This window comes from Acidimicrobiales bacterium, from assembly GCA_036270875.1.
In the GTDB taxonomy this organism is placed as follows: domain Bacteria; phylum Actinomycetota; class Acidimicrobiia; order Acidimicrobiales; family AC-9; genus AC-9.
In genome coordinates this window covers 1-21,225 of sequence record DATBBR010000011.1, presented here as the reverse complement: position 1 = coordinate 21,225, position 21,225 = coordinate 1, and the positions used below count along the sequence as shown (strand labels likewise).

The window sequence follows — 21,225 nt, the reverse complement described above, 5'->3', positions numbered from 1 at the left end:
GCCGTCTGCGGTCAGTCCGACGTTTCGCTGGAACTCAGAGAGGGCGACCGAGGTGTCGTCGCCGAAGATGCCGTCGACCCGACGCGTGTCGAAGCCCAGCGCGCCGAGCCGCTGCTGGAGCTCGGCGACGTCGTCGCCACGCAGCATCGGGGTACGACGGTACAAGAGTCGGTCACCAAGCCCATAGCCCGCTTCGACGAGCGCCGACCAGGTTTGCGGTCCGCAGATCCCGTCGATCCGCAGCCCCCGGCGCTGTTGGAACTCCTTGACGGCGGCCTCGGTGTTGGCGCCGAACCGGCCCGGAGCGTCATCGGGGATCGAGAGGTCGACGACCGCCAACCGACGTTGGAGGTCCTGCACGTTCTCTCCGCTGGCGCCCCGCTGCAGCGCGAGCTCTCTTAGAGAACGCTCTGCAGCTCCTGCAGGAGCTGACCCTTGCCCTTGGCGCCGATGATGCGGAGCTGGGGCTCCCCGTCCCGGAACAAGATGAGCGTCGGGATGCTCATCACCTCGAAGCGACGGGCCGTCTCGAGGTTCTCGTCGATGTTGAGCTTGCCGATCCGCAGCTGCCCCTCCTGCTCGGTCGCGATCTCGTGGAGGATGGGGGCGATCATCTTGCACGGTCCGCACCACTCGGCCCAGAAATCGACGAGCACGGGCTCCTCCGATGACTTGACCTCCTCGTCGAAGTTGCTGTCACTGAGGGTGACGATGCTGGGGGGCACGGTCGGCGGACCTCCTCGAATCGGTTTGGATCATGCTACCTGTCAACCAGAACAGCGCTCTCGAGCGCACCATTCCAGCCATCCCGCCGGCGAGCGGCTCGTGCTGCATTATGCGTGTGATCGCGCCTGCGCTGCTGCGTGCTCCGCTGCCTCCAGCCAGCGCTCGGCGTCGATGGCCGCCATGCAGCCCGACCCAGCGGCGGTGACTGCCTGGCGGTAGACCGAGTCCTGCACGTCCCCAGAGGCGAAGACTCCCTCCACGCTGGTCTTGGAGCCGTCGTGGGTGGAGATGTAGCCATTCTGGTCCATGTCGAGCTGACCCCTGAACAGATCGGTGTTCGGGGCGTGGCCGATGGCCACGAACAGGCCCCCCAGCTCGAGGGCGGACTCCTCTCCGGTGATGACGTCGCGGAGCCGCACACCGGTGACCGAGCCTTCTCCATGGATCTCTGTCACCACCGAGTCCCAGCGGAAGTCGAGCTTGGGATTGCGGAAGGCGCGGTCCTGCATGATCTTGGACGCCCTGAGCTCCTTGCGGCGGTGGATCACGGTGACGGTCTTGGCGAACTTGGTGAGGAACAACGCCTCCTCGATGGCGGAGTCACCACCACCGACCACCCCGAGGTGTCGTTCCTTGAAGAAGAAGCCGTCGCAGGTGGCACACGTCGACACCCCGCGGCCCAGCAGCCGCTGCTCGGCGGGAAGTCCGAGCAGGAGCGCCCGAGCGCCCGTGGCGACGATCAACGAGCGGGTCTGGAACGTCGGCTCCGGGCTGCTCGCAGGGGTGTTGCCATCGGTCCACACCGAGAAGGGACGGCTCGAGAGATCCACCCGGGACACTTTGTTGGTGAGGATGTCGGCCCCGAAGCGGGCCGCCTGGGCCCGAAAGGTCCCCATCAGGTCGGGTCCCATCACCGCGTCCACGAAGCCGGGGTAGTTCTCGACGTCGCTGGTGAGCATGAGCTGACCGCCAGGCTGGTCGCCGGTGGACGACGGCTCACCCTCGATGACCAGCGGGGCCAGGTTGGCGCGGGCGGTATAGATGGCAGCCGTGAGCCCCGCGGGCCCGGAACCGACGATGATGACGTCGCGGATGTTGCTCAAGCTCTCACCCCTAGGACTTCGACCTTCTAAGTGTCCAGAGAAACAGTCCGGCGAGGGTGAAGATTCCACCCAGCATGGTGTAGCTGGCCCAGACCCGGCCGGGGAACAGGTAGATGTCCAGTAGGCGCAGCACGCCGACGGACGCCAGCGAGATCACGACCATGGCCACGGCGCTGGCGACGATCCCGTAGACGATCGCCCTGGCCACCAGGGTCAAGGGCCGGACCGACTTGTCCCGTACCGCGACGACGACGGTCTCGACTTTCTCGGTGGCCTGGGCGGGCCAGTCGCCCGAGGAGGCCCCGCCCACGGAGGTCATGGCTTAGAGACTACCCCTCGGTTCACGGCTTTAGACGTTGTGAGGGGGGCGTCGTGCCGGTGCGGCCTCCTCGCCGTCGGCCTGCAGACCCCTCCCTGGCGATTCAGGGGACCAGGAAGGTGACGCCGAGGGTGCCTGGACCCGAGTGGGCCCCGATGACGGGGCCGACGTCACCCAGGATCGTGTCCTCGCGGGGGAAGACCTCGGCCATCATGTCCCGGAAGGTCCCGATGTCTGGCGCAGCCGCGTCCATGATGGCGAGCTGCTCGATGTGGTCGTGCTGGCGGACTTTGTCGACCACGTATCGGAGCGATCGGCTGCGGGTCCGCTGCCTCGACTCCGCCTCGACGAGACCGTTGCGCACCTCGATGATCGGCTTGAACGACAGCAGCGAGCCCAGGAGCGCGCGCCCGCCGCTGATCCGCCCGCCCTTCTTGAGGTAGTCGAGGGTGTCGATGGCTCCGTAGAGCCGGGTGCGGGTGACGAGCTCCTGTGTGAGCAGGGTCACGTCCTCCAGGCCCTTGCCGTCTGCGCTCATGCGAGCCGCCGACAGGGCGATCAGGCCCTCGCCCATGGTGATGGAGCACGAGTCGATCACCCGCACCGGGAACCTGCTCCCGAGGCTCTCTGCCCCGGCGCTGGCGGACTGGAACGTTGCCGACAGGGCCGAGGATAGCGAGATGCAGACGGCGCCGTCGTAGCCGGAGTCCGCCGCCTCCTCGAACACCTGGCGGAAGGCGCCAGGGGAGGGGGCGGCGGTCTCCGGCAGGACCGGTGACGTCTCGCACCGGGACCAGAACTGCTCTGGGGTCAGGTCCCGCCGGTCGAGGAACTCGGTGTCGCCGAAGCGGATGGTGAGCGGCACGACGGTGATGTCGTGGCGCTCGGCCAGGTCGGGCGCCAGATCGCTGGCGCTGTCGGTCACGATCTTGATGCCGGCCATGGCGTCCTCACTCGGGGTCTCGGAGGCGGTGCGCCCCCCCTGTACGACCTTGGGGTTCCGCTGATGGTGACATGAGCCACACCCCTAGGCCCGTTCGCTCCGGAGTCGCAGCTGGGCGGCCAGGCCCGCAGCGAGCACGAACACCGCCACGCCGGCGGCGACCGACGCAAGGACTCTTACCAGCAAGCCGACGCCGCTCGAGTAGCCGATGGCGGCGGACACCAGAGCAACGACAAGCGCCATCACCAGGCAGATGACGGCCACCCGGAGCACGGGGCGGGCGATCATGCGGATGTCGACACCGATGCCCTTGCGCCGCAGGTCCCACAGGGCCACGCCGGTGGCGAGGGTGTACGCGATCGAGAATGACAGGGCCAGGCCCTTCGTCCCGAGCGGCCGGTACAGGGCGAAGGCCAGGACGATGTTGATCCCGTTCTCGATCAGGTACATGAAAAAGGCGGTGCGAGTGTCCTGCATGGCCTGGTACGCCCTCATGAGGAACAGGTACGCCGAGAAGCCGGGGATCCCCACGGCGAACAGGGCCATGGTGCTGGCGGTGGTCCTGGTGCCCTCCACCCCGACGGCACCATGGCCGAGCACGAGGGCGATGATGGGCCGAGCTAGCACCAGGTACCCGACGGTGGCGGGCAGCAGCACGACGAGGATGGCCCGCAACCCGGCGCTGAGGCGGTGGCGGAAGCCGGCGAGGTCCGCCACCGCCCACCGTTCGGCCAGGTCGGGTTGAATGGCGGTCATGATCGACACGGCCACGATGCCGTAGGGAAGCTGGAAGAACATGGCTGCGTAGTTGTAGGCCGACACGCCGCCGGCGATGGTGTCTGCCAGCGCGAGGACGATGAAGTTGGCGACCTGGTTGGCGAGCACGAAGCCGAAGGTCCACCCGGAGAGGCGCAGGATCGTGCGCACGGCGTCGTTGTGCCAGTCCCATCGCCATCGCAGGTGGGTGCGGGCCCGCCACAGGCTGGGGATCAAGGCCAGAGCCTGGACCAGGACGCCCGCGGTGGTCCCGATCCCGAGCAGCAGCAGGATCCCCCGGTCGTGCCGAATGCCCTGGAGCGTCGGATGGTGTACCAGGTGGGCGACCTCCAAGAGGACTCCGATCACCACCAGGTTGTTGAGAATGGGCACGAACATCGGCACCACGAAGCGCCGGCGCGAGTTGAGCAGGGCCGTCATCAGTGCGATCGCGCCGTAGAAGGCCACCTGAGGGGCGAACAGACGCAGCAGGGTGGTGGCCACGGCTCGCTGGTCGGCTGCGTTGGCGGAGTTGTTGGCCAGCGTGTAGAGGTCGATGATCACCGGTGCCAGGAGCACGAAGACGATCGTCACCACGACGAGCAGCACGGCCGAGAGGGTCACGACAGACGAGATTGCCTTCCACGCCTCGTCGTCGGAGCGCGTGGCCAGGCGGTCGACGAACACCGGGATGAAGGTCGCCGAGAGCACCCCACCGATCACCAGGTCGAAGATGATGTTGGGCGTGTTGTTGGCGAGGTTGTAGGCGTCGGCGAGCGGGTTGATGCCGAGGGCGTACGCCAGCACGAACAACCGTGCGAAGCCGGTGAGACGTGACAGGAGGGTCCCGACGGCCATGGCGCCAGTGGTGCGACCCAGGGCTGAAGGCCACGCCCGGCGTGGCCCGGACGCGCTGCGACCGCTCGGAGGCGCTGGGGGCGCCGGCTGTACAGGCCAAGGGAGAGTGTCGTCGCTCAATGTCCGGGCCGCACCAGCCGTCGGCTGCGCTCGCGTCGGCGCATGATGAGATAACGCGCCCACCACCCCAGCAGAAAGGCGCCCGCCCCGACGGACAACGCGATGGCGACCGCCGAGGTGGCTGTCGACCTCACCGTGAACCGACTGTTGAGGAGTACGAGGTCGCCGTTGGGCGAGACCAGCGACACCGAGAGGGGGAAGTCGCCGGAGGCGCGGGCGCTCACGTCGAAGTACTCGGGATTGTCCCGCCGGTCGAGGGCAAGTACCTGCGTGGAGCCGTTCGGGAAGGTGAGCTTGTCGCTGGCGACGGTGAGGACGGCGTGGACGGTGAACCCGGCCTGGGAGATGACCGTGATGGGAATGCGGCCGGTGCGGGACGTGAGGGTGATGGTGCGGTCCTGTGCCAGCGTCAGCTTGCCGAGCTGGGCGCCGATCTGGTCCTGCACCCCCGACATGTAACGGGCCTGGTCCGGCGGGCGCAGGTCGCTCGACTGACCCACCAGAAGCATGTCACCCATCTCACCCAGCAGGCGCGGATCGTTGCTCACGACGGTGGAGAACGAGGCGAGACGGCGCTGGGCCGATCGCAGCGCGGCGACGGGCACGCGTGCGTCGCTGGTCTGGGTGACCAGCTGACGGACCACGGGCGCGCCGCTCGGGCCGACGGCGGGAATGCTGGCGTCGAGCGACGCCAGGGTCAGCGGTTGCACGATCGGGCTCTGGGTCAGGCCGTCGAGGGCGGCGCTGAGGAAGGCGGAGCTCGACGGCCAGTCCAGCGGCGCCTCGACGACGACGGCGCGCGGCTGACTCGATCCCGGCTGCTCGAAGTAGATCTCGGCCAGGTCGGCGAGTAGCTGGTGGGCCGCAAGGACCTGGTCCCCGCCCGAGGTGAAGTGCGACGACAGCCCCGAGTCAGCCGCCGTGACCAGTGGCTGGCCGGGCTCGCTCCCCGCCAGCTGGAATGGCTGCGTCAGGGTCAGCTTGCCCGCCGAGGCGGCGAGGCTCGTATCGGGCACCACGAGGTGGTCGACTCCCTCGGACCGGAGGGGTCCGACGTCGGCTTGGTCGATCGGGCCGACCGTGACGAGGGTGTGCGGGTTCGACGGCGCGTGAAGGGTGGTGCCCAGCACCTGGCTACCCCTGGCCACCTGCGCGGTGGCCTGGTCGGCCAGACCGACGTCGGACAGACCAGACAGGCTGACCGGCACGTACGGCCCCGTGAGCACCTGCTGGAGAGGGTCGGCTGCCACGGCGTTGAACGTGGCGAGGGTCTGATGATCAGCGGGCCGGGGGCTCTCGGCCAGCGCCTGCATGGTCTCGGGCGTGGGTGCCAACGTCACCGGAACCGTCTCGTGGCGGGCGAGTGAGCCGGCAAGCTCTGACAGCTGGCGGGACTGCTCCGGCGGCAGGCTCCGGTGGCCGTCGGGAGCGAGCGCGGGTGGCGCATGGGCGGGCTGGATCCACGTGAAGCCCAGCTTGCTGCCGGTGGTTGGCGCCTTGGCGAAGACCAGATGTGTCGTGAAGCGGTCGAGGGGCCGGTTCACCGCCTGGTCCTCGAGCTCGACCTGGACGGGATAGACGCCCTCACACCCGTTGGGACAGGAGCTGAGATCGAGGTTCCGTTCAGCAGGCGCCGCCGGCGCCTGCGGCGCCGTGGCAATGGGGGACGAGACAATGGGGATGGTGACGATCACGTCGCCGGCCGGGCCCGGCGGAAGGGTGCTGACGGGAACGGGCGGAAGCTCGCGCAGCACGCCGACGTCGCGGCCTTGCAGCGTCTGGCTGAAGGCCGAGCGGCTGGTGAGCCTGTTGAACACGGTGACCGACACGGCGAGGTTCGCCCGGGGGACCGCGGACGAGATGGCGAGGCGGAGCTGGAAGCTCTGTCCAGGACTGACCCAGGGCGTCTGCTGGGCAAGGGTGACGCGGCCGCCCGGTGAGGGGCCCGCGTTCGCGCCTGCGGCGCCCGTCGAAGCGATCCCGCTGACGGCCGCGCCCGAGACCCCGGCTCCCGCGAGAGCCAGGACGACCGCCGTCAGCCTCGCCGCTCGGAGGGTCATGGCCGGACGCCGGCGCTCAGGACCGAGAGACCTCGCGGCTCGCGTCGAAAGCCGAGACCCTCGTACAGGGCGAGGGCCTTGCGGTTCTCGAGCTGGGTATTGACCGAGGCGCGATCGACTCCCCTCCGCTGCAGCCAGACGAGGCCGTCGAGCACCAGCGCCTTCCCCACGCCACGGCGCTGCCATGACGGGTGCACGGCGAGGCGCTGCAAGAACCCGTGCCCCCCAGCGCGGCCGGTGATCGCGTAGCCGAGGATCCCCGTAGCCACGGTCGGATCCGGCCGCGCGCCCACGGCCACCCGGAAGCGGGCACGGGGGGTGGCATTGAGCGCGTCGGTCAGCCCCGCCTCGTCCAGCTGCCAGAACGGATCGAAGGCGAGGTGGTCCAGCGCCAGCACGCGTGGCCGATCGGCGCTGTGTGCCCGGCGGATCACCACGTCCTGATGGGCGTGGCGCCGCGACCCGTCCGTCACCCGCGTCAGGTCAGCGCTCAGGACGTGGAGGCTTTCCTCCACCCGGAACCCGGCGCGGATGAACGCCGCCTGCTCCGGCGCGGCCAGAGCCCCGGTGACGACCTGGGAGAAGCCGTGACCCGCGAGCTGGTCGAGGCACCGCCGCACGAACGCCACGGAGGGGGGCGGGGTACCGGCGAGGGGGCTCAGATGGGCGACCCGGTCGTCGCCCTGCCACGGCCCGATCCGAGCCTGCTCGGCCCCCCAGCGGACGACCTGGACGTTGGCTGTGCTCACCTTGTATCGGAGCCTACAGAGGGAGGTGGGGGCGGTGGCAGCCGCGGCGAGCGGCGCCCCTGGCGCCCGATAACCTCGACCGCGTGGCCGTCCTCTTCGGTACCCACACCGCCTATCTCGATCACGACACGGGCGCCGGTCATCCCGAGCGACCTGCCCGGCTGCGTGCTGTCTCCCGGGGAATCGAGCACGCCGGCCTGACGGACCTCCTCGTTCCGTTCTCGCCCCGGCCGGCCACCCGGGCCGAGCTGGAGGCTGTCCACTCGCCCGAGCACCTCGATGCCGTGGAACGGTTCTGCCGAGCCGGCGGCGGCGCGCTCGACGCGGACACGACGGCCGGCGAGAGCTCGTGGCAGGCAGCCACGGTGGCGGCGGGCGCTGGCGTCGAGGCCATCGAGCGACTGGACCGCGGTGAAGCCGACGCCGCCTTTCTGGCGGTGCGCCCTCCGGGGCATCACGCGACGCCCGTGCGGGCGATGGGCTTCTGTCTCCTCAACAACGTGGCGGTGGCGGCCGCAGCCTTGGCCAACCGGGGGGAGCGCGTCCTCATCGTCGACTGGGACGCCCACCACGGCAACGGCACGCAGGACGCCTTCTACTCCGACCCGAGAGTGCTGTACGTCTCGATGCACCAGTTCCCCCTCTATCCGGGCACGGGTCGGCTCGACGAGACGGGGGAGGGGGCCGGAGCGGGCACGACGATCAATTTTCCATTCCCACCGGGCACGACTGGTGACACCTATCGAGCGGCGTTGGACGAGGTGTTGACGGGCGCGGTGGAGTCCTTCGCTCCCAGCTGGGTGATCGTCTCCGCCGGCTTCGATGGCCACCGGGCCGACCCCCTGACCGATCTCGGCCTGTCAGCGGGCGATTTCGCCGATCTGATGACCGCGGCCACCGGCTCGGTCGGCCCCGGGCGGCGACTGGCGTTCCTCGAGGGGGGCTACGACCTGACGGCGCTGGCCGAGTCGGCCGGTGCCTCGATCGCCGCCTTGGCGGGCGTGTCGTACCGCCCCGAGGCGCCCACGTCAGGCGGCCCTGGCGGGGCCGTGGTGGCGGCATCGAGGCTCATCTGGGAGCGCGAGGGCATCTCGAGGCCCTCCCCCAGAGCCGGCAGCCACGGCTGAGGAGCCGGCGATGGTCCCCGAGCGGCTGGCGCCGCTCATCGAGGAGGCGTCCGAGCTGGCGGAGCGGTTCAGCTCCGCCGGCCGCACGCTCTACCTGGTCGGTGGCACCGTGCGTGACGCGATTGCCGATCCCCGCATCGACCTCGGCGCCGTGGACCTCGACTTCACGACCGACGCCTCGCCCGAGGAGGTCGAGGGTCTCGTGCGGGGATGGGCCGATGCCGTGTGGTTGCAGGGCAAGAGCTTCGGCACCGTTGGATTTCGCCACAAGGGACGCCGCTACGAGATCACCACGCACCGGGCCGAGGTCTACCGGCCCGACTCGCGCAAGCCGACCGTCCGTTTCGCCGACGACGTGGAGACCGATCTGTCCCGCCGCGACTTCACCGTCAACGCCATGGCGCTGCGGCTCCCGTCGGTCGAGCTGATCGACCCGTTCGGGGGGCTCGCCGATCTTGCCCAGCGCAGGCTCCGTACGCCGCTCAGCCCCGAGGTGTCCTTCAACGACGACCCGCTCAGGATGATGCGGGCGGCGCGGTTCATCGCCGGTTACGGCCTGGCGCCGGAGCCGGCGCTCGTGGACGCCGTGCGCCACCTGCACGACCGGCTAGGGATCGTCTCGCCCGAGCGCATCCGCGACGAGCTCGACAAGCTGGTGACCGTCGAGCACCCTACCGACGGCCTGTGGTTCCTCAGCGACACCGGTCTGGCCGGCGAGTTCCTACCGGAACTGCCGGCCCTGGCGCTCGAACAGGACCCGGTGCACCGCCACAAGGACGTCCTGGCCCACACGATCGCCGTGGTCGAGCGGGCGCGCCCGGACCGCCTGCTGCGGCTGGCCGCCCTGCTCCATGACATCGGGAAGCCGGCGACGCGCCGTATCGGTTCTGACGGGGTGTCGTTCCACCATCACGAGGTTGTCGGCGCGCGCATGGCCCGGGAGCGGATGCGGGCGCTCCGGTATCCGAACGACGATATCGAGGTGGTCTCCCGGCTGGTCGAGCTGCATCTGCGGTTCCACACCTACCGGATGGGTTGGACCGATCGCGCTGTGCGCCGCTACGTGCGCGACGCGGGACCGCTGCTCGACCCCTTGAACGAGCTGACGCGCGCCGACTGCACGACCCGGAGCGCGACCAAGGCCCGGGCGTTGTCAAGGCGAATGGACGAGCTGGAGCGTCGCTTGGAGGAGCTGCGAGCCCAGGAGGAGCTGGATGCCATCCGGCCCGACCTCGATGGTCACCAGATCATGGAGCAGCTCCAACTGGCGCCGGGGCCCGAGGTGGGAGAGGCGCACGATTTCCTGCTGGAGCTACGCCTCGACGAAGGACCCCTGGGAGAGGACGAGGCCAGACGCCGGCTTTCCCAATGGTGGAAGGAGCGCTCGCCGGCCGGTCACTGACCGTCGGCGAAACGCTCCACCATCTCAGCGGCGTCCTCGTCCCGGTACTGCTCGGGGGGCGACTTCATGAAGTAGGCCGACGGCCCGAGCAGGGGCCCACCCATGTTGCGGTCGAGGGCGATCTTGGCGCAGCGAACGGCGTCGATGATCACCCCCGCCGAGTTGGGTGAGTCCCACACCTCCAGCTTGAGCTCAATGTTCAACGGGACGTCGCCGAAATTGCGGCCCTCGAGGCGGATGTAGGCCCACTTGCGATCGGCCAGCCAGCTGACGTGGTCGGACGGACCGATGTGGACGTCGTCGTCCCGGATCCCGTGTTGCAGCTGGCTTGTCACCGACTGCGTCTTGGAGATCCGCTTGGACTCGAGACGCTCCCGCTCCAGCATGTTCTTGAAGTCCATGTTGCCGCCGACGTTGAGCTGGTAGGTGCGGTCGAGGGCCATTCCCCTGTCCTCGAAGAGCCGAGCCAGAATGCGGTGCACGATCGTCGCACCAACCTGGCTCTTGATGTCGTCTCCGATGATCGGCACGCCGGCCTCGGTGAACCGCCGAGCCCATTCGGGGTCGCTGGCGATGAAGACGGGGATGGCATTGACGAAGGCCACGCCGGCCTCCAGGCAGGCGGCGGCGTAATGGCGCTGCGCCTCCTCGGATCCGACGGGGAGGTAGCCGACGAGGACGTCGGCCCCGGTGCGCCGCAACACCTCGGTGACGTCGACCGGCTCGGCCGGCGACTCGTCGATCTCGAGGCGGTAGTACTTCCCGAGACCGTCGAGGGTGGGGCCCCGGCTGACGGTGACTCCGAGCTCGCCCACCTCGGCGAACCGGATGGTGTTGTTGTGCCCGGCGGAGATGGCCTTGCTCAGGTCGAGCCCCACCTTGGTCGCGTCCACGTCGAAGGCCGCTACGACCTCGACGTCGCCGACGTGGTAGCCGCCGAGCACGACGTGCATCAGTCCCGGCACCGTCTCTGCCGGCTCGGCGCTGCGGTAGTACTCGATGCCCTGCACGAGGGCGCTGGCGCAGTTGCCGACCCCGGCGATTGCGACCCGGATCTTGCTCATCGGTTGTCCTCCGTCTCGGCGGCCTGCCGACGTCGCTCGGCTGGCGTCTGCTCCCCACGTCGGGCCGAGCTGCGCTCGGCGGCGATGAGGCGATCGAGCCATGAGATGTCCCGCTCGGTCGTCTCGGTGTTGTGCTCCACGAGGGAGCGCGTATAGGCGTCCAGGCGTTGGCGCCCGGCCTTGATCGTCTGGCGCGTCTTGGCGAGTCGCTGGACCAGCTGGGCCCGCCTTCGTTCGAGCAGGCCCAGCCGCCCCTCTGGCGGCAGGTGACGGGCGAAGGCGAGCCGAAGAGTGAAGCTGCGATCGTCACCGTCCGACTGGGCATCGGCCACCAGCAGTTCTTCGAACAATCGCTGACCCTGCTCGGTGATCCCGTAGACCTTCTTCCCCCGGCTGCCTCTGATCACGCCCCGGGCCCGGTAGGCGGCGCGTTCTCCGCCGAGCGAGCCCGTCATGGGAATGCTGGCGATGGGTCGGTTGGCCTCGACCCCCTTCACCGCGCCGGCAGCCTCGAGACGGGCGAGGGCGGGATAGAGGGAGCCGAACGAGACGCTCGACAGCGGCCCGAGCGTCTCGCCGAGCAGCTTCTTGAGCTGGTAGCCGTGGAGCTCCTGTTCCTTCAGCAGGCCGAGGATGGCCATCTCCAACACGTCGTGCTCCGTCCCGTCTCATCGCCAGGCCGAATCCCGGCCGGGGCGCTCCCGGCCGGCTTCGACCACCGGCCGACCTACCGGCCCCTCGTCACGGGAAGGGGCCGATGTATCGGATCGATATATCGACATGCTAGCAAGGTCGCAGCCGATCGGCGATCGGGCGGGCTCGCGGGCGGTGCTCGGGCGCGACTGGACAGGGCTTGGCGTCTGACGGGGGGCGGTAGCCTGGCGCCGTGAGCTTGCACCCCCAGTCGCTTCGGGGCCGCCGCCCGTCGTCCGGGCTCTCCGGCGACGTTGATTACCGCCTGGCCCGAAACGCCGTGGTGAGCGAGCTCAAGCGAGGGCGGATGTCCCGTCTCGACGTCTGTGACGCTCAGCCCGAGTTGCTGCGTGCCGCGCGCAACGTGGGCACGTCGACCGGGGAGGACTGCCCGATCTGCGAGGAGGCCAAGCTCGTGCTGGTCTCGTTCGCCTTTGGTCCCCGCCTCCCCGCCAGCGGGCGCTGTCTGACGACGGAGCAGGAGCTGGCCAAGCTGTCCCAGCGGGCCAGCGAGCTCGTCTGTTACGTGGTCGAAGTGTGCCCGGAGTGCTCGTGGAACCACCTGGCCAAGATGTTCCTCGTCGGGGGGCGCTACCGGGGCTGACCCGGCCGATCCGCAAGCGCGTCCGCCGCCTGGCCTAGGGCTCCGGGGCCGCCTCGGCCGGCTCGTGGGGATAGAGCGAGCGGCACGAGAAGCACCAGAGCTCGATCTCCTCGACTCTCGTCGTCGACCCGGGCGTGTCCCACGACTCCGGCACCACGTAGAGCCGGTGCACGGCGACCAGCTCGTCGTCCTCGCCGGCGCAGTTCTCGCACACGCGCTCCACCAGGGTGACAGTACACTCGGGTCACCGCCGGCAGCCGAGTGGCGCTGGACGGCAAGGAGGCTGGCATGGCTGAGGAAGGGACCGTTCCCGCCGTACGATCGCGCAAGCGGGCGACGGGGAGCCCACCGTTGGTGATGGTCACCGCGTATGACGCGCCAACGGCGCGCATTGCCGATCAAGGGGGCGTCGATCTGATCCTCGTCGGCGATTCTCTCGCGATGGTCGTCCTGGGCTACGACGACACGTTGCACGTGACCGTCGACGACATGGCGCACCACGTGGCCGCGGTGAGGCGGGCGGGGCCCCGGCCTCTCGTCGTGGCCGACCTGCCGTGGATGAGCTATCACGTCGACGAGGCCGACACCGTGCGCAACGGTGCCGCCCTCGTTCGGGCGGGGGCCCAGGCGGTCAAGCTGGAAGGAGGGCGTCGCCGCGCTCGCATGGTGGCCGCCCTGGCCGATGCGGAGATCCCGGTCATGGGGCACCTGGGTCTGACTCCCCAGTCCATGCACGTGATGGGGGGATTCACGGTCCAGGCCCGCGAGGCCGAAGCGGCGAGGAGCCTCCTCGCCGACGCCCGTGCCCTTCAGGACGCCGGCTGCTTCGCTCTCGTGCTGGAGGGCATACCGGATGTCGTCGCCGGAATGGTGACCGAGGCCGTGGAGATCCCCACCGTCGGGATCGGCGCCGGCCCCTGGTGCGACGGCCAGGTGCTGGTGTTCCACGACCTCGTTGGCCTGGAGGACCGCAAGGCTCCGAAGTTCGTCCGCCGCTACGCCTCGCTCGCGACTGATGCCGCGGCCGCGGTCACGTCCTTCGCCGCCGATGTTCGGGCTGGACGCTTCCCCGCCGACGCCGAGAGCTATCACCTGAAGGATGAGGTGGCGGCCAGTCTGTGGTCAGCGGCCCAGCCCCGGCGCCCGGCCGGCGAGGTCGTCCCCGTCGGCACCGGCAAGAGGGAGTCCTCAGGCGCCGGCCGCGACCGGCGGTGATCGGCCGGCGGACGCCGCAGGTCGCGATGCGTCGCGCGCGCTGAATCCATTCATCATCTCTGACACACCCCCGCGTCATACTCGGTGGTGAGATGAGTAGATCGCAGACGTCGACTAGCATGATCAAGTTCCAGCCACCCCTGCCCCGGATGGACCGGGGCCCCGGACGCAGGTGCGCCGGGTCCAGAGGGAGGTGAGCCGCTGTGCGGCCCTACGAAGTCATGATCATCCTCGACGCCAGCCTGGAGGAAGATGCCATCCGGGCGGTCATCGACCGGGCCACCGAGATCATCCAGTCCCGCGGGGGCAACCTCGCCCGGGTCGACCGGTGGGGCAAGCGCCGTTTCGCCTACGAGCTCGACCATCGCTGGGAGGGTTACTACATCCTCCTGGAGATCACGGCCGAGCCGGCGGCGTTGACCGAGCTTGCCCGGGTGCTCTCCCTCACTGACGAAGTGCTTCGTCACAAGGTCATACGGCTGCCCGATCGGGTGGCGGGACTCGTCGGTCCCGGCGCCCGAACCGGAGCCAAGGCCGAGGCGAGCTGACTCTCGAACGGAGGAATCATGTCGAATGGCAACAACGTCACCCTGGTTGGAAACATCACGCGCGATCCGGAGCTGCGGTTCACCCCGACGGGGCAGGCCACCGCGTCCTTCGGCCTCGCCGTCAACCGACGCTGGCAGAACCGCCAGACCCAGGAATGGGAGGAGGCCACATCCTTCTTCGACGTCGTCTGCTGGCGGGAGATGGCCGAGAACGCCAGCGAGAGCCTCGTCCGGGGCTCCCGGGTGCTCGTCACTGGTCGGCTCGACCAGCGCAGCTGGGAGAACGCCGAAGGTGAGCGGCGATCGAAGATAGAGGTGGTGGCCGACGAGATCGGTCCGAGCCTGCGCTGGGCGACGGCCCAGGTCACCAAGAACGAGCGTCGGGGCCCCGGCGGCGGTGACGGCGGCTCCGGAGGTGGCGGGGGCGGGAGCCCCCGCCCCGTCGCCGCCAGCCAGTCCTCTGGTTACGACCACAGCGAGGAGCCCTTCTGATGCCCCGCGGCGGTGACAGGGATCGGTCGAAGCGGTCGCCCAAGGACACTGGGCGCAGAACCAAGAAGAAGGTCTGCATCTTCTGCAAGGACAAGATCGACTGGGTCGACTACAAGGATGTGAACCTGCTCAGGAAGTTCATGAGCGATCGCGGCAAGATCCGGGCCCGGCGGGTCAGCGGCAACTGCGCGCAGCACCAGCGCGACGTCGCCGTGTCCATCAAGACGGCCCGGGAGCTGGCCCTGCTTCCCTACAGCCAGCGGACCATGACCGAGCGTTCCGGCCGGGGCGGGCGTGGCTCGCCCAGGTCCGTCGTGCCTAGTGGGCAGCCGGAGGTCGGAGCGACGCCCGTTCCGCCCGGCCGACCCGATGGCGCAGGTGAAGCTCCGGTGCCGCCCGAGCCGGCCGCCGATGGGGCCGAGCGCGAGCCGGCGCGCCCGCCAGCACCCGTGGGGGCCGACGCGCGTGGCGGCGGTGACCAGTGAAAGTCGTCCTCAGGGCCGACGTGAGCGGTGTCGGCAAGCGCGGCGACATCGTCGAGGTGGCGGACGGCTACGCCCGCAACTTCCTGGTGCCGAAGGGCCTCGCCATGCGGTCGACACCGGGGGTGACCGCTCAGGCCTCGGCGATGCGCAAGGCCCGCGACGTGCAGGACGCCCGCCAGCGCGAGGGGGCAGAGACCGTGGCGCGCCAGCTCGTGCCCACCCCGATCCGGATACCGGTGCGGGCAGGCTCCGAGGGGAGGCTGTTCGGCTCGGTCACGGCCGCCGACGTGGCCCAGGCCGTCACCGAGCAGGTGGGCGTGGAGCTGGACCGGCGTCGGCTCCTCCTGGAGGAACCCATCAAGACGCTCGGGGTCCACGAGATCACCGTGAAGCTGCACCCCGAGGTCGAGTTCCAGCTCACCGTGGAGGTCGTGAGCAGGGCGTCAGCCCGCACGGGCTGAGCGCTCCACCCTGGCGCACCCACAGGCGGTGAGGAAGCGGCACCCGCCGTTAGCCACCGTCCTGACGAAATGGCGGCCACCCGAGGCATTGGTCCCTCTGTCCCTATAGCCGAGTCGGTGGAACGGCACGAGCCCGCCGCCAGGGCTCTCGGGCGTTGGGGTGCGACAGGTGCAGCTCGATGACGACCCCGTTGGCCGAGCCAAAGATCCCACTCAGCGAGTCCGGCGCGGGCAGCGGTGCCGCAGGAGAGCACTGACCTGCACAGATCGTGCGTCAGGAGGGGCCAGCTATCCGCGTGGCTGACACACCCTCTCGGTACGGTCGGCCCCATGTTCGGCGGCGGCTGGTGTGGAGAACTCCGGGTTAATCCCCAGCAACATCAACAAGTTCTGCCCCTAGCGACCCACAGGGCTGAGCGGCGAGGGTAGGGCGGCATGGTCCAATCGCTCGATGACGCCCGCCGCAGGGGGCGAAATGGCGCCGGAGGGCGTGTCCCGCCGCACAACCTCGAGGCCGAGGAGTCGCTCCTCGGGGCGATGATCCTCTCGCGGGACGCGATCGCCACGGCGGTCGAGCGCTGCGCGGCAGAGGATTTCTACAAGCCGGCCCACGGTCACGTCTTCGACGCCGTCACCACCCTGTATGCCCAGGGCGAGCCGGCCGACCCGGTCACCATCGCCGACGAGCTGCGGCGAGCCGGCCTGCTCGACGCCATCGGGGGCCCGGCGACGCTCATCTCGCTCCAGGCCAACACCCCTGCCATCTCCAACGCCGGCCGCTACGCGCGCATCGTCGAGGAGCACGCACTCCTTCGCCGCATGATCGGCGTGGCGGCCGAGATCGCCGAGCTCGGCTATGAGGTGCCCGAGGACGTGACGGCAGCGGTGGACCGGGCCGAGACGATGGTGTTCGAGGTGGCCCAGCGCCGCGGGGTCGACACCGTCGCCACGGTTCGGGACCTGCTGGCCCGCACCCTGGACAACCTGGAGTCGCTGTACGACCGGGGGGACGCCATCACCGGCATCCCGACCGGGTACAACGACCTCGACGAGCGCTTGTCGGGCCTGCAGCCGTCCAACCTCGTCATCGTCGGGGCCAGGCCCAGCATGGGCAAGACGTCGTTCGCCCTCGGCCTCGTGGCCCACGCGGCCATGGAGAGTCGCCTTCCCGTCCTATTGTTCTCGCTGGAGATGAGCCACCTCGAGCTCACCCAGCGACTTCTGTGCGCCGAAGCCCGGGTGGACGCCACTCGCATGCGCAACGGCCGGTTGCTCGAGTCGGACTGGCCCAAGATCAGCACGGCGATCGGCCACCTGGGAGAGGCGCCGATCTTCATCGACGACAACCCCAACATCACCGTGATGGACATCAGGGCCAAGGCTCGGCGACTGAAGAGCCGGGAAGGTCTGGGGCTCGTGGTTGTCGACTACCTCCAGCTGATGTCCGGCCGCAGCACGGCGGAGAACCGTCAGGTGGAGGTGTCCGAGATCAGCAGGGGGCTCAAGATCCTGGCTCGCGAGCTCGAGGTGCCGGTCGTGGCCCTGTCCCAGCTCTCCCGCAACCTCGAGCTGCGAGCGGACAAGCGGCCCGTGCTCGCCGACCTGAGAGAGTCCGGCTGCATGCCGGCCTCCACCAGGTTGCTCCGGGCCGACAACGGCCAGGAGGTGACCCTGGGCGAGCTCGTGCTGAGTCAGGAGCAGCCGCTCGTGTGGTCATTGAACGAGGACTGGAGGATGGAGCCCCGCCGGCTCGTCAACGCCTTTCCCTCGGGCGTCAAGCCAGTCTTTCGCCTTCGGCTGGCATCTGGATACGAGGTCGAGGCGACGGCGAACCATCAGTTCCGGACCGTGACCGGGTGGACCCGACTCGACGAGCTCGCGATCGGCGATCACCTGGCGGTTCCACGGCGGATACGACAGCCCGTCAAGCCCGGTGCCTGGTGCGACGACGAGCTGATCCTCTTGGGCCACCTCCTGGGGGACGGCTCGATGGGGCCCAACGGCGTCAAGTACGCGACAGCCGATCCGGCCAACAAGGTGGCAGTTGAGCAAGCCGCCCACCGGCTGTTCGGGATCACGGTCGAGGGCGGCCAGCAAGGAAGGACCTGGTTGCTGTGGTTTCCTGCGCCCTACCGACTGACTCATGGGAGGCGCCACCCGATCCGCAACTGGCTCGAGCCATTGGGGCTTTGGGGCGCCCGTTCGCCGGACAAGTTCATCCCTGAAGAGATCTTCGGGCTCAGCGACGAGCAGGTCAGCCTCTTTCTCCGTCACCTGTGGGCAACCGATGGCTCGATCACCATGAGTCGCAATGCTCGTGGCCCCCTGGTGCGTGCGTACTACGCGACCACGAGCCGACGCCTGGCCGATGGGGTACGCCGAGCACTCCTCCGGCTCGACATCCGTACCCGACTGGCCAGGACCCGGAAATCGGGGTACCGGGACTGTTGGCACGTGCGGATCGATGGAGCTCAGCAGACCTCGGACTTCCTCAGGGTCGTCGGCTGCCACGGGGAGCGGGGAGCGCGGATCGCGGAATGTCTGGATGTCCTCGCGGCCATCAAGACGAACCCGAACGCCGACCTGGTGCCGTGGGCGGTCGCCGAGCGGGTGAAGGCCTCCATGAGGGACGCCGGAGTGACCGGCCGTGCGATGGCGACGGCGTTGCACGAGGGGTACTGCGGGTCATACCTGCTCGGCGACGCCAGGCGGCCCCGGCGCTTCTCGAGGCCTCGCCTGGCTCAGATGGCGACTGTGGTCGACGACCCCGAGCTTCGTGCGCTGGCGTCGTCCGAGGTGATGTGGGACGAAGTGGTCGAGATCGTCCCGGTGGGGCAGGTGCCCACCTTTGACGCCACCGTGGAGGGTACGCACAACTTCGTGGCCAACGGGGTGATCGCCCACAACTCGCTGGAGCAGGACGCTGACGTCGTTCTGTTCATTTACCGCGACGAGGTGTACCACCCGGACTCGCCGGATCGCGGAACAGCGGAGGTCATCCTGTCGAAGCACCGGAACGGTCCGACGGGGCTGACCCAGCTGGCGTTCCTCGAGCACTACACGCGCTTCGCCAACATGGCTCGGGTGTGAGTGGCAACCTACCGGGATGACCGAGACAGCGACGCGCATCTCCGAGTCCGTCGAGTGGCGGGCCCTCGAGGCCCACCACGCTCAGGTCGAGGACATCCATCTCCGGGAGCACTTCGCCCGGGATCCGCACCGGGGTGAGGCCATGACGGTCGAGGCGGCCGATCTTCACCTGGACTACTCCAAGAACCTGATCACGCGCGAGTCGCTGGGGCTCCTCCGGGCGCTGGCCGAGCGGGCCGAGATCCGTCAGCGGGCCGACGACATGTTCAGCGGCCGGCGGATCAACGTCACGGAGAACCGGCCCGTGCTGCACGTGGCCCTGCGCGCGCCGGAGGGTGCGTCGATCGTCGTCGACGGCACCAACGTGGTGCCCCAGGTCCATGCCGTGCTCCGGAAGATGCGCGACTTCAGCGGGCGGGTGCGCAGCGGCGAGTGGACGGGCTACACGGGACGACGCATCGTCAACGTCGTCAACATCGGGATCGGTGGCTCCGATCTGGGCCCGGCCATGGCCTACGAGGCGCTGAAGGACTACAGCGATCGGTCGATGACCGTTCGCTTCGTCTCCAACGTGGACGGCACCGACATCTGGGAAGCGACCCGTGACCTCGATCCGGCCGAGACCCTGTTCGTGGTGTCGTCGAAGACCTTCACCACGCTCGAGACGCTGACCAACGCCCACACGGCGCGGGACTGGCTGGTGGGCGCGCTCGGAGACGACAAGGCCGTCAGCCGGCACTTCGTCGCCGTCTCCACCAATCGGGCCAAGGTGGAGGAGTTCGGCATCGACGTCGACAACATGTTCGAGTTCTGGGACTGTGTCGGTGGCCGGTACTCCTACGACTCCGCCATCGGGCTGTCGCTCATGCTGGCGATCGGAGCCGACAGCTTCATGGACATGCTCGCCGGCTTCCACGCCATCGACGAGCACTTCCGCAGCGCGCCCCTCGAAGCCAACATGCCGGTGGTCCTCGGCCTCATCGGGGTCTGGTACGACGACTTCTTCGGTGCCCAGACCCAGGCCATCCTCCCGTACAACCAGTACCTCAGTAGGTTTCCGGCCTACCTCCAGCAGCTCGACATGGAGAGCAATGGAAAATCGGTCGACCTACAGGGCAGACCCGTCGACTATCAGACCGGCCCGATCGTCTGGGGCCAGCCGGGCACGAACGGCCAGCACGCCTTCTTCCAGCTGATCCACCAGGGGACGAAGCTCGTGCCGTGCGACTTCATCGGCTTCTGCGAGCCCAACCACGTGGTCGGCGGTCATCACGACCTGCTCATGGCCAACTTCTTCGCCCAGACCGAGGCCCTCGCCTTCGGCAAGACCAGGCAGGAGGTCGAGGCCGAGGGGGTGCCCGCCGCCCAGGTCCCCCACCGCACCTTCCGCGGCAACCACCCGACCAACACCATCCTCGGCCCAAAGCTGACGCCGCGCCTGCTCGGCGAGCTCGTCGCCCTCTACGAGCACAAGGTGTTCACCCAGGGGACGATCTGGGACATCAACTCGTTCGATCAGTGGGGCGTGGAGCTGGGCAAGGTCCTCGCCAACCGCATTCTTCCCGAGCTGACGGCCGCTGACGAGCCGGAGCTCCACCACGACTCGTCGACCAACGCCCTGATCCGCCGGTATCGCCGGTCCCGGTAACGGTCCGACCAGCGACAGGAGAGCTAGCGCGCCGCCGCCGCCCGACGCCGCGACAGGGTGCCTCGCTTGCACGCCATGCACACCGTGGCCGCGGGCATGGCCTCGAGTCGCGCCGACGGGATCTGCTCTCCACACGAGGTGCACCGGCCGTAGGAACCCGACTCGACCCGCGCCAGGGCGGCCTCGATATCGTCCAAGGCGGCCCTGGCCGAGGCGTGCAGGGCCTGGTCGCGGTCGCGGTCGACGACCGTTCCCGCCCCTTCGCCGAACCCCTCTTCATCTGTCTCGCTCAAGCCGCGCTCCGCCGTGAGCTCGGCCACGTCGGCCTGGAGCCCATCGGCGAGGTGCTGCTGTCGGGCCCGCTCGTCGAGGAGCAACTGGCGCTGATGGTCCAGGAAGTCGGATCCGTAGTTCTCGGTCTGGCTGGAGATTCGGGTCATGGTCCTCACTGTCGTCGGCACATTCCGTCGGGACGTCCTCTAACGCAGAGCGACGTCGATCTATGCCCCGTGCTGGGTGATGACTCAGGGAACCGAGCTCCGCCCGAGCCGCGCTCTCCCCTCCTTGCCGTCGAGTCGTCGGAACGACTCGGAGATGCTCCACCGGAGCTCTCCGGGAGGTTACGCGCGCGGCCCCTCGAGGACAAGGGGTGAATTGGCGCCGACCGACGGTTGCCGAGCCGGCCGCCGACGTGCGACGTATCCTCTTGGTGGCATCTGGCGACGACGTACCGATGTGACCAGCCGGTGCACCGATCGGCAC

The 21,225-nt window shown here is 69.1% G+C and carries 21 protein-coding genes and 1 pseudogene; 10 read left to right on the top strand and 12 right to left on the bottom strand.

The features are described from left to right. The 8 genes from VH112_01035 to VH112_01000 form a co-directional block, all read right to left on the bottom strand. A partial coding sequence (locus tag VH112_01035) for a peptidoglycan-binding protein (GenBank protein ID HEX4538803.1) occupies positions 1-360 on the bottom strand: 360 nt, incomplete at its 3' end. Between the two features lie 38 nt (positions 361-398). Next, on the bottom strand, positions 399-725 hold the full coding sequence (gene trxA, locus VH112_01030; GenBank protein HEX4538802.1) for a thioredoxin: 327 nt from the start codon (positions 723-725) through the stop codon (positions 399-401). A 108-nt stretch (positions 726-833) separates the two neighbouring features. Further along, positions 834-1,829 carry a thioredoxin-disulfide reductase gene (gene trxB / locus VH112_01025; GenBank protein HEX4538801.1) on the bottom strand — a complete coding sequence of 332 codons (996 nt, stop codon included), beginning with the start codon at positions 1,827-1,829 and terminating at the stop codon, positions 834-836. A gap of 10 nt (positions 1,830-1,839) precedes the next feature. Continuing rightward, complete coding sequence (locus tag VH112_01020; protein ID HEX4538800.1) at positions 1,840-2,148, bottom strand: hypothetical protein; 309 nt, start codon at positions 2,146-2,148, stop codon at positions 1,840-1,842. Between the two features lie 103 nt (positions 2,149-2,251). After that, positions 2,252-3,091 carry a DegV family protein gene (locus tag VH112_01015; GenBank protein HEX4538799.1) on the bottom strand — a complete coding sequence of 280 codons (840 nt, stop codon included), beginning with the start codon at positions 3,089-3,091 and terminating at the stop codon, positions 2,252-2,254. A gap of 84 nt (positions 3,092-3,175) precedes the next feature. Then, positions 3,176-4,888, bottom strand: a complete 1,713-nt coding sequence (gene murJ, locus VH112_01010; GenBank protein HEX4538798.1) for a murein biosynthesis integral membrane protein MurJ — start codon at positions 4,886-4,888, stop codon at positions 3,176-3,178. Further along, positions 4,822-6,885 carry a DUF6049 family protein gene (locus VH112_01005; protein HEX4538797.1) on the bottom strand — a complete coding sequence of 688 codons (2,064 nt, stop codon included), beginning with the start codon at positions 6,883-6,885 and terminating at the stop codon, positions 4,822-4,824. The genes murJ and VH112_01005 overlap by 67 nt, the downstream gene beginning before the upstream one ends. Next, on the bottom strand, positions 6,882-7,634 hold the full coding sequence (locus VH112_01000) for a GNAT family N-acetyltransferase (GenBank protein ID HEX4538796.1): 753 nt from the start codon (positions 7,632-7,634) through the stop codon (positions 6,882-6,884). The genes VH112_01005 and VH112_01000 overlap by 4 nt, the downstream gene beginning before the upstream one ends. Positions 7,635-7,717: 83 nt before the next feature. Between VH112_01000 and VH112_00995 the strand changes: the two genes are divergently transcribed. Further along, positions 7,718-8,761 carry a histone deacetylase gene (locus VH112_00995; protein ID HEX4538795.1) on the top strand — a complete coding sequence of 348 codons (1,044 nt, stop codon included), beginning with the start codon at positions 7,718-7,720 and terminating at the stop codon, positions 8,759-8,761. 10 nt (positions 8,762-8,771) lie between these two features. Beyond that, a complete protein-coding gene (locus tag VH112_00990; protein HEX4538794.1) occupies positions 8,772-10,163 on the top strand; it encodes a CCA tRNA nucleotidyltransferase in 1,392 nt (463 codons plus the stop codon). On the opposite strand, the gene VH112_00985 is transcribed toward VH112_00990, so the two are convergent. Together VH112_00985 and VH112_00980 are read right to left on the bottom strand one after the other, a co-directional pair. After that, positions 10,157-11,227, bottom strand: coding sequence for an inositol-3-phosphate synthase (locus tag VH112_00985; protein HEX4538793.1), 1,071 nt, complete (start codon positions 11,225-11,227; stop codon positions 10,157-10,159). The two genes, VH112_00990 and VH112_00985, sit on opposite strands and share 7 nt — an antisense overlap. Next, entirely contained in the window at positions 11,224-11,868 is a 645-nt protein-coding gene (locus VH112_00980) for a PadR family transcriptional regulator (GenBank protein ID HEX4538792.1), read from the bottom strand. The genes VH112_00985 and VH112_00980 overlap by 4 nt, the downstream gene beginning before the upstream one ends. Before the next feature lie 245 nt (positions 11,869-12,113). Between VH112_00980 and VH112_00975 the strand changes: the two genes are divergently transcribed. Then, positions 12,114-12,524: a DUF5318 family protein gene (locus tag VH112_00975; protein ID HEX4538791.1), complete on the top strand. Its 411-nt coding sequence runs from the start codon at positions 12,114-12,116 to the stop codon at positions 12,522-12,524. A 34-nt stretch (positions 12,525-12,558) separates the two neighbouring features. On the opposite strand, the gene VH112_00970 is transcribed toward VH112_00975, so the two are convergent. Next, positions 12,559-12,747, bottom strand: a complete 189-nt coding sequence (locus tag VH112_00970; GenBank protein HEX4538790.1) for a hypothetical protein — start codon at positions 12,745-12,747, stop codon at positions 12,559-12,561. A 65-nt stretch (positions 12,748-12,812) separates the two neighbouring features. Between VH112_00970 and panB the strand changes: the two genes are divergently transcribed. The 7 genes and pseudogenes from panB to pgi all read left to right on the top strand — a co-directional run bounded on the left by panB (position 12,813) and on the right by pgi (position 20,463). Then, entirely contained in the window at positions 12,813-13,739 is a 927-nt protein-coding gene (gene panB / locus VH112_00965) for a 3-methyl-2-oxobutanoate hydroxymethyltransferase (protein HEX4538789.1), read from the top strand. Between the two features lie 203 nt (positions 13,740-13,942). After that, complete coding sequence (gene rpsF / locus VH112_00960; protein HEX4538788.1) at positions 13,943-14,287, top strand: 30S ribosomal protein S6; 345 nt, start codon at positions 13,943-13,945, stop codon at positions 14,285-14,287. An 18-nt stretch (positions 14,288-14,305) separates the two neighbouring features. Continuing rightward, positions 14,306-14,779, top strand: a complete 474-nt coding sequence (gene ssb, locus VH112_00955; protein ID HEX4538787.1) for a single-stranded DNA-binding protein — start codon at positions 14,306-14,308, stop codon at positions 14,777-14,779. Continuing rightward, positions 14,779-15,036 (top strand): annotated as a pseudogene (gene rpsR, locus VH112_00950) (30S ribosomal protein S18). The gene ssb and the pseudogene rpsR overlap by 1 nt, the downstream one beginning before the upstream one ends. A gap of 224 nt (positions 15,037-15,260) precedes the next feature. Next, a complete protein-coding gene (rplI, locus tag VH112_00945) occupies positions 15,261-15,725 on the top strand; it encodes a 50S ribosomal protein L9 (protein HEX4538786.1) in 465 nt (154 codons plus the stop codon). Between the two features lie 435 nt (positions 15,726-16,160). Further along, entirely contained in the window at positions 16,161-18,815 is a 2,655-nt protein-coding gene (locus VH112_00940) for a replicative DNA helicase (protein HEX4538785.1), read from the top strand. A gap of 16 nt (positions 18,816-18,831) precedes the next feature. After that, positions 18,832-20,463 carry a glucose-6-phosphate isomerase gene (pgi, locus tag VH112_00935; protein HEX4538784.1) on the top strand — a complete coding sequence of 544 codons (1,632 nt, stop codon included), beginning with the start codon at positions 18,832-18,834 and terminating at the stop codon, positions 20,461-20,463. Between the two features lie 23 nt (positions 20,464-20,486). Here the strand turns inward: pgi and VH112_00930 are convergent, their stop codons facing one another. Beyond that, on the bottom strand, positions 20,487-20,903 hold the full coding sequence (locus tag VH112_00930) for a TraR/DksA C4-type zinc finger protein (GenBank protein ID HEX4538783.1): 417 nt from the start codon (positions 20,901-20,903) through the stop codon (positions 20,487-20,489). Between the last annotated feature and the right edge of the window lie 322 nt (positions 20,904-21,225).

Coding starts and splice junctions, on each gene's coding strand:
- VH112_00980 (HEX4538792.1), bottom strand. CDS start 11,868: ATGGCCATCCTCGGCCTGCTGAAGGAACAGGAGCTCCACGGCTACCAG.
- VH112_01020 (HEX4538800.1), bottom strand. CDS start 2,148: ATGACCTCCGTGGGCGGGGCCTCCTCGGGCGACTGGCCCGCCCAGGCC.
- pgi (HEX4538784.1), top strand. CDS start 18,832: ATGACCGAGACAGCGACGCGCATCTCCGAGTCCGTCGAGTGGCGGGCC.
- VH112_01015 (HEX4538799.1), bottom strand. CDS start 3,091: ATGGCCGGCATCAAGATCGTGACCGACAGCGCCAGCGATCTGGCGCCC.
- ssb (HEX4538787.1), top strand. CDS start 14,306: ATGTCGAATGGCAACAACGTCACCCTGGTTGGAAACATCACGCGCGAT.
- panB (HEX4538789.1), top strand. CDS start 12,813: ATGGCTGAGGAAGGGACCGTTCCCGCCGTACGATCGCGCAAGCGGGCG.
- VH112_00990 (HEX4538794.1), top strand. CDS start 8,772: ATGGTCCCCGAGCGGCTGGCGCCGCTCATCGAGGAGGCGTCCGAGCTG.
- VH112_01005 (HEX4538797.1), bottom strand. CDS start 6,885: ATGACCCTCCGAGCGGCGAGGCTGACGGCGGTCGTCCTGGCTCTCGCG.
- VH112_00930 (HEX4538783.1), bottom strand. CDS start 20,903: ATGACCCGAATCTCCAGCCAGACCGAGAACTACGGATCCGACTTCCTG.
- VH112_00940 (HEX4538785.1), top strand. CDS start 16,161: ATGGTCCAATCGCTCGATGACGCCCGCCGCAGGGGGCGAAATGGCGCC.
- VH112_00985 (HEX4538793.1), bottom strand. CDS start 11,227: ATGAGCAAGATCCGGGTCGCAATCGCCGGGGTCGGCAACTGCGCCAGC.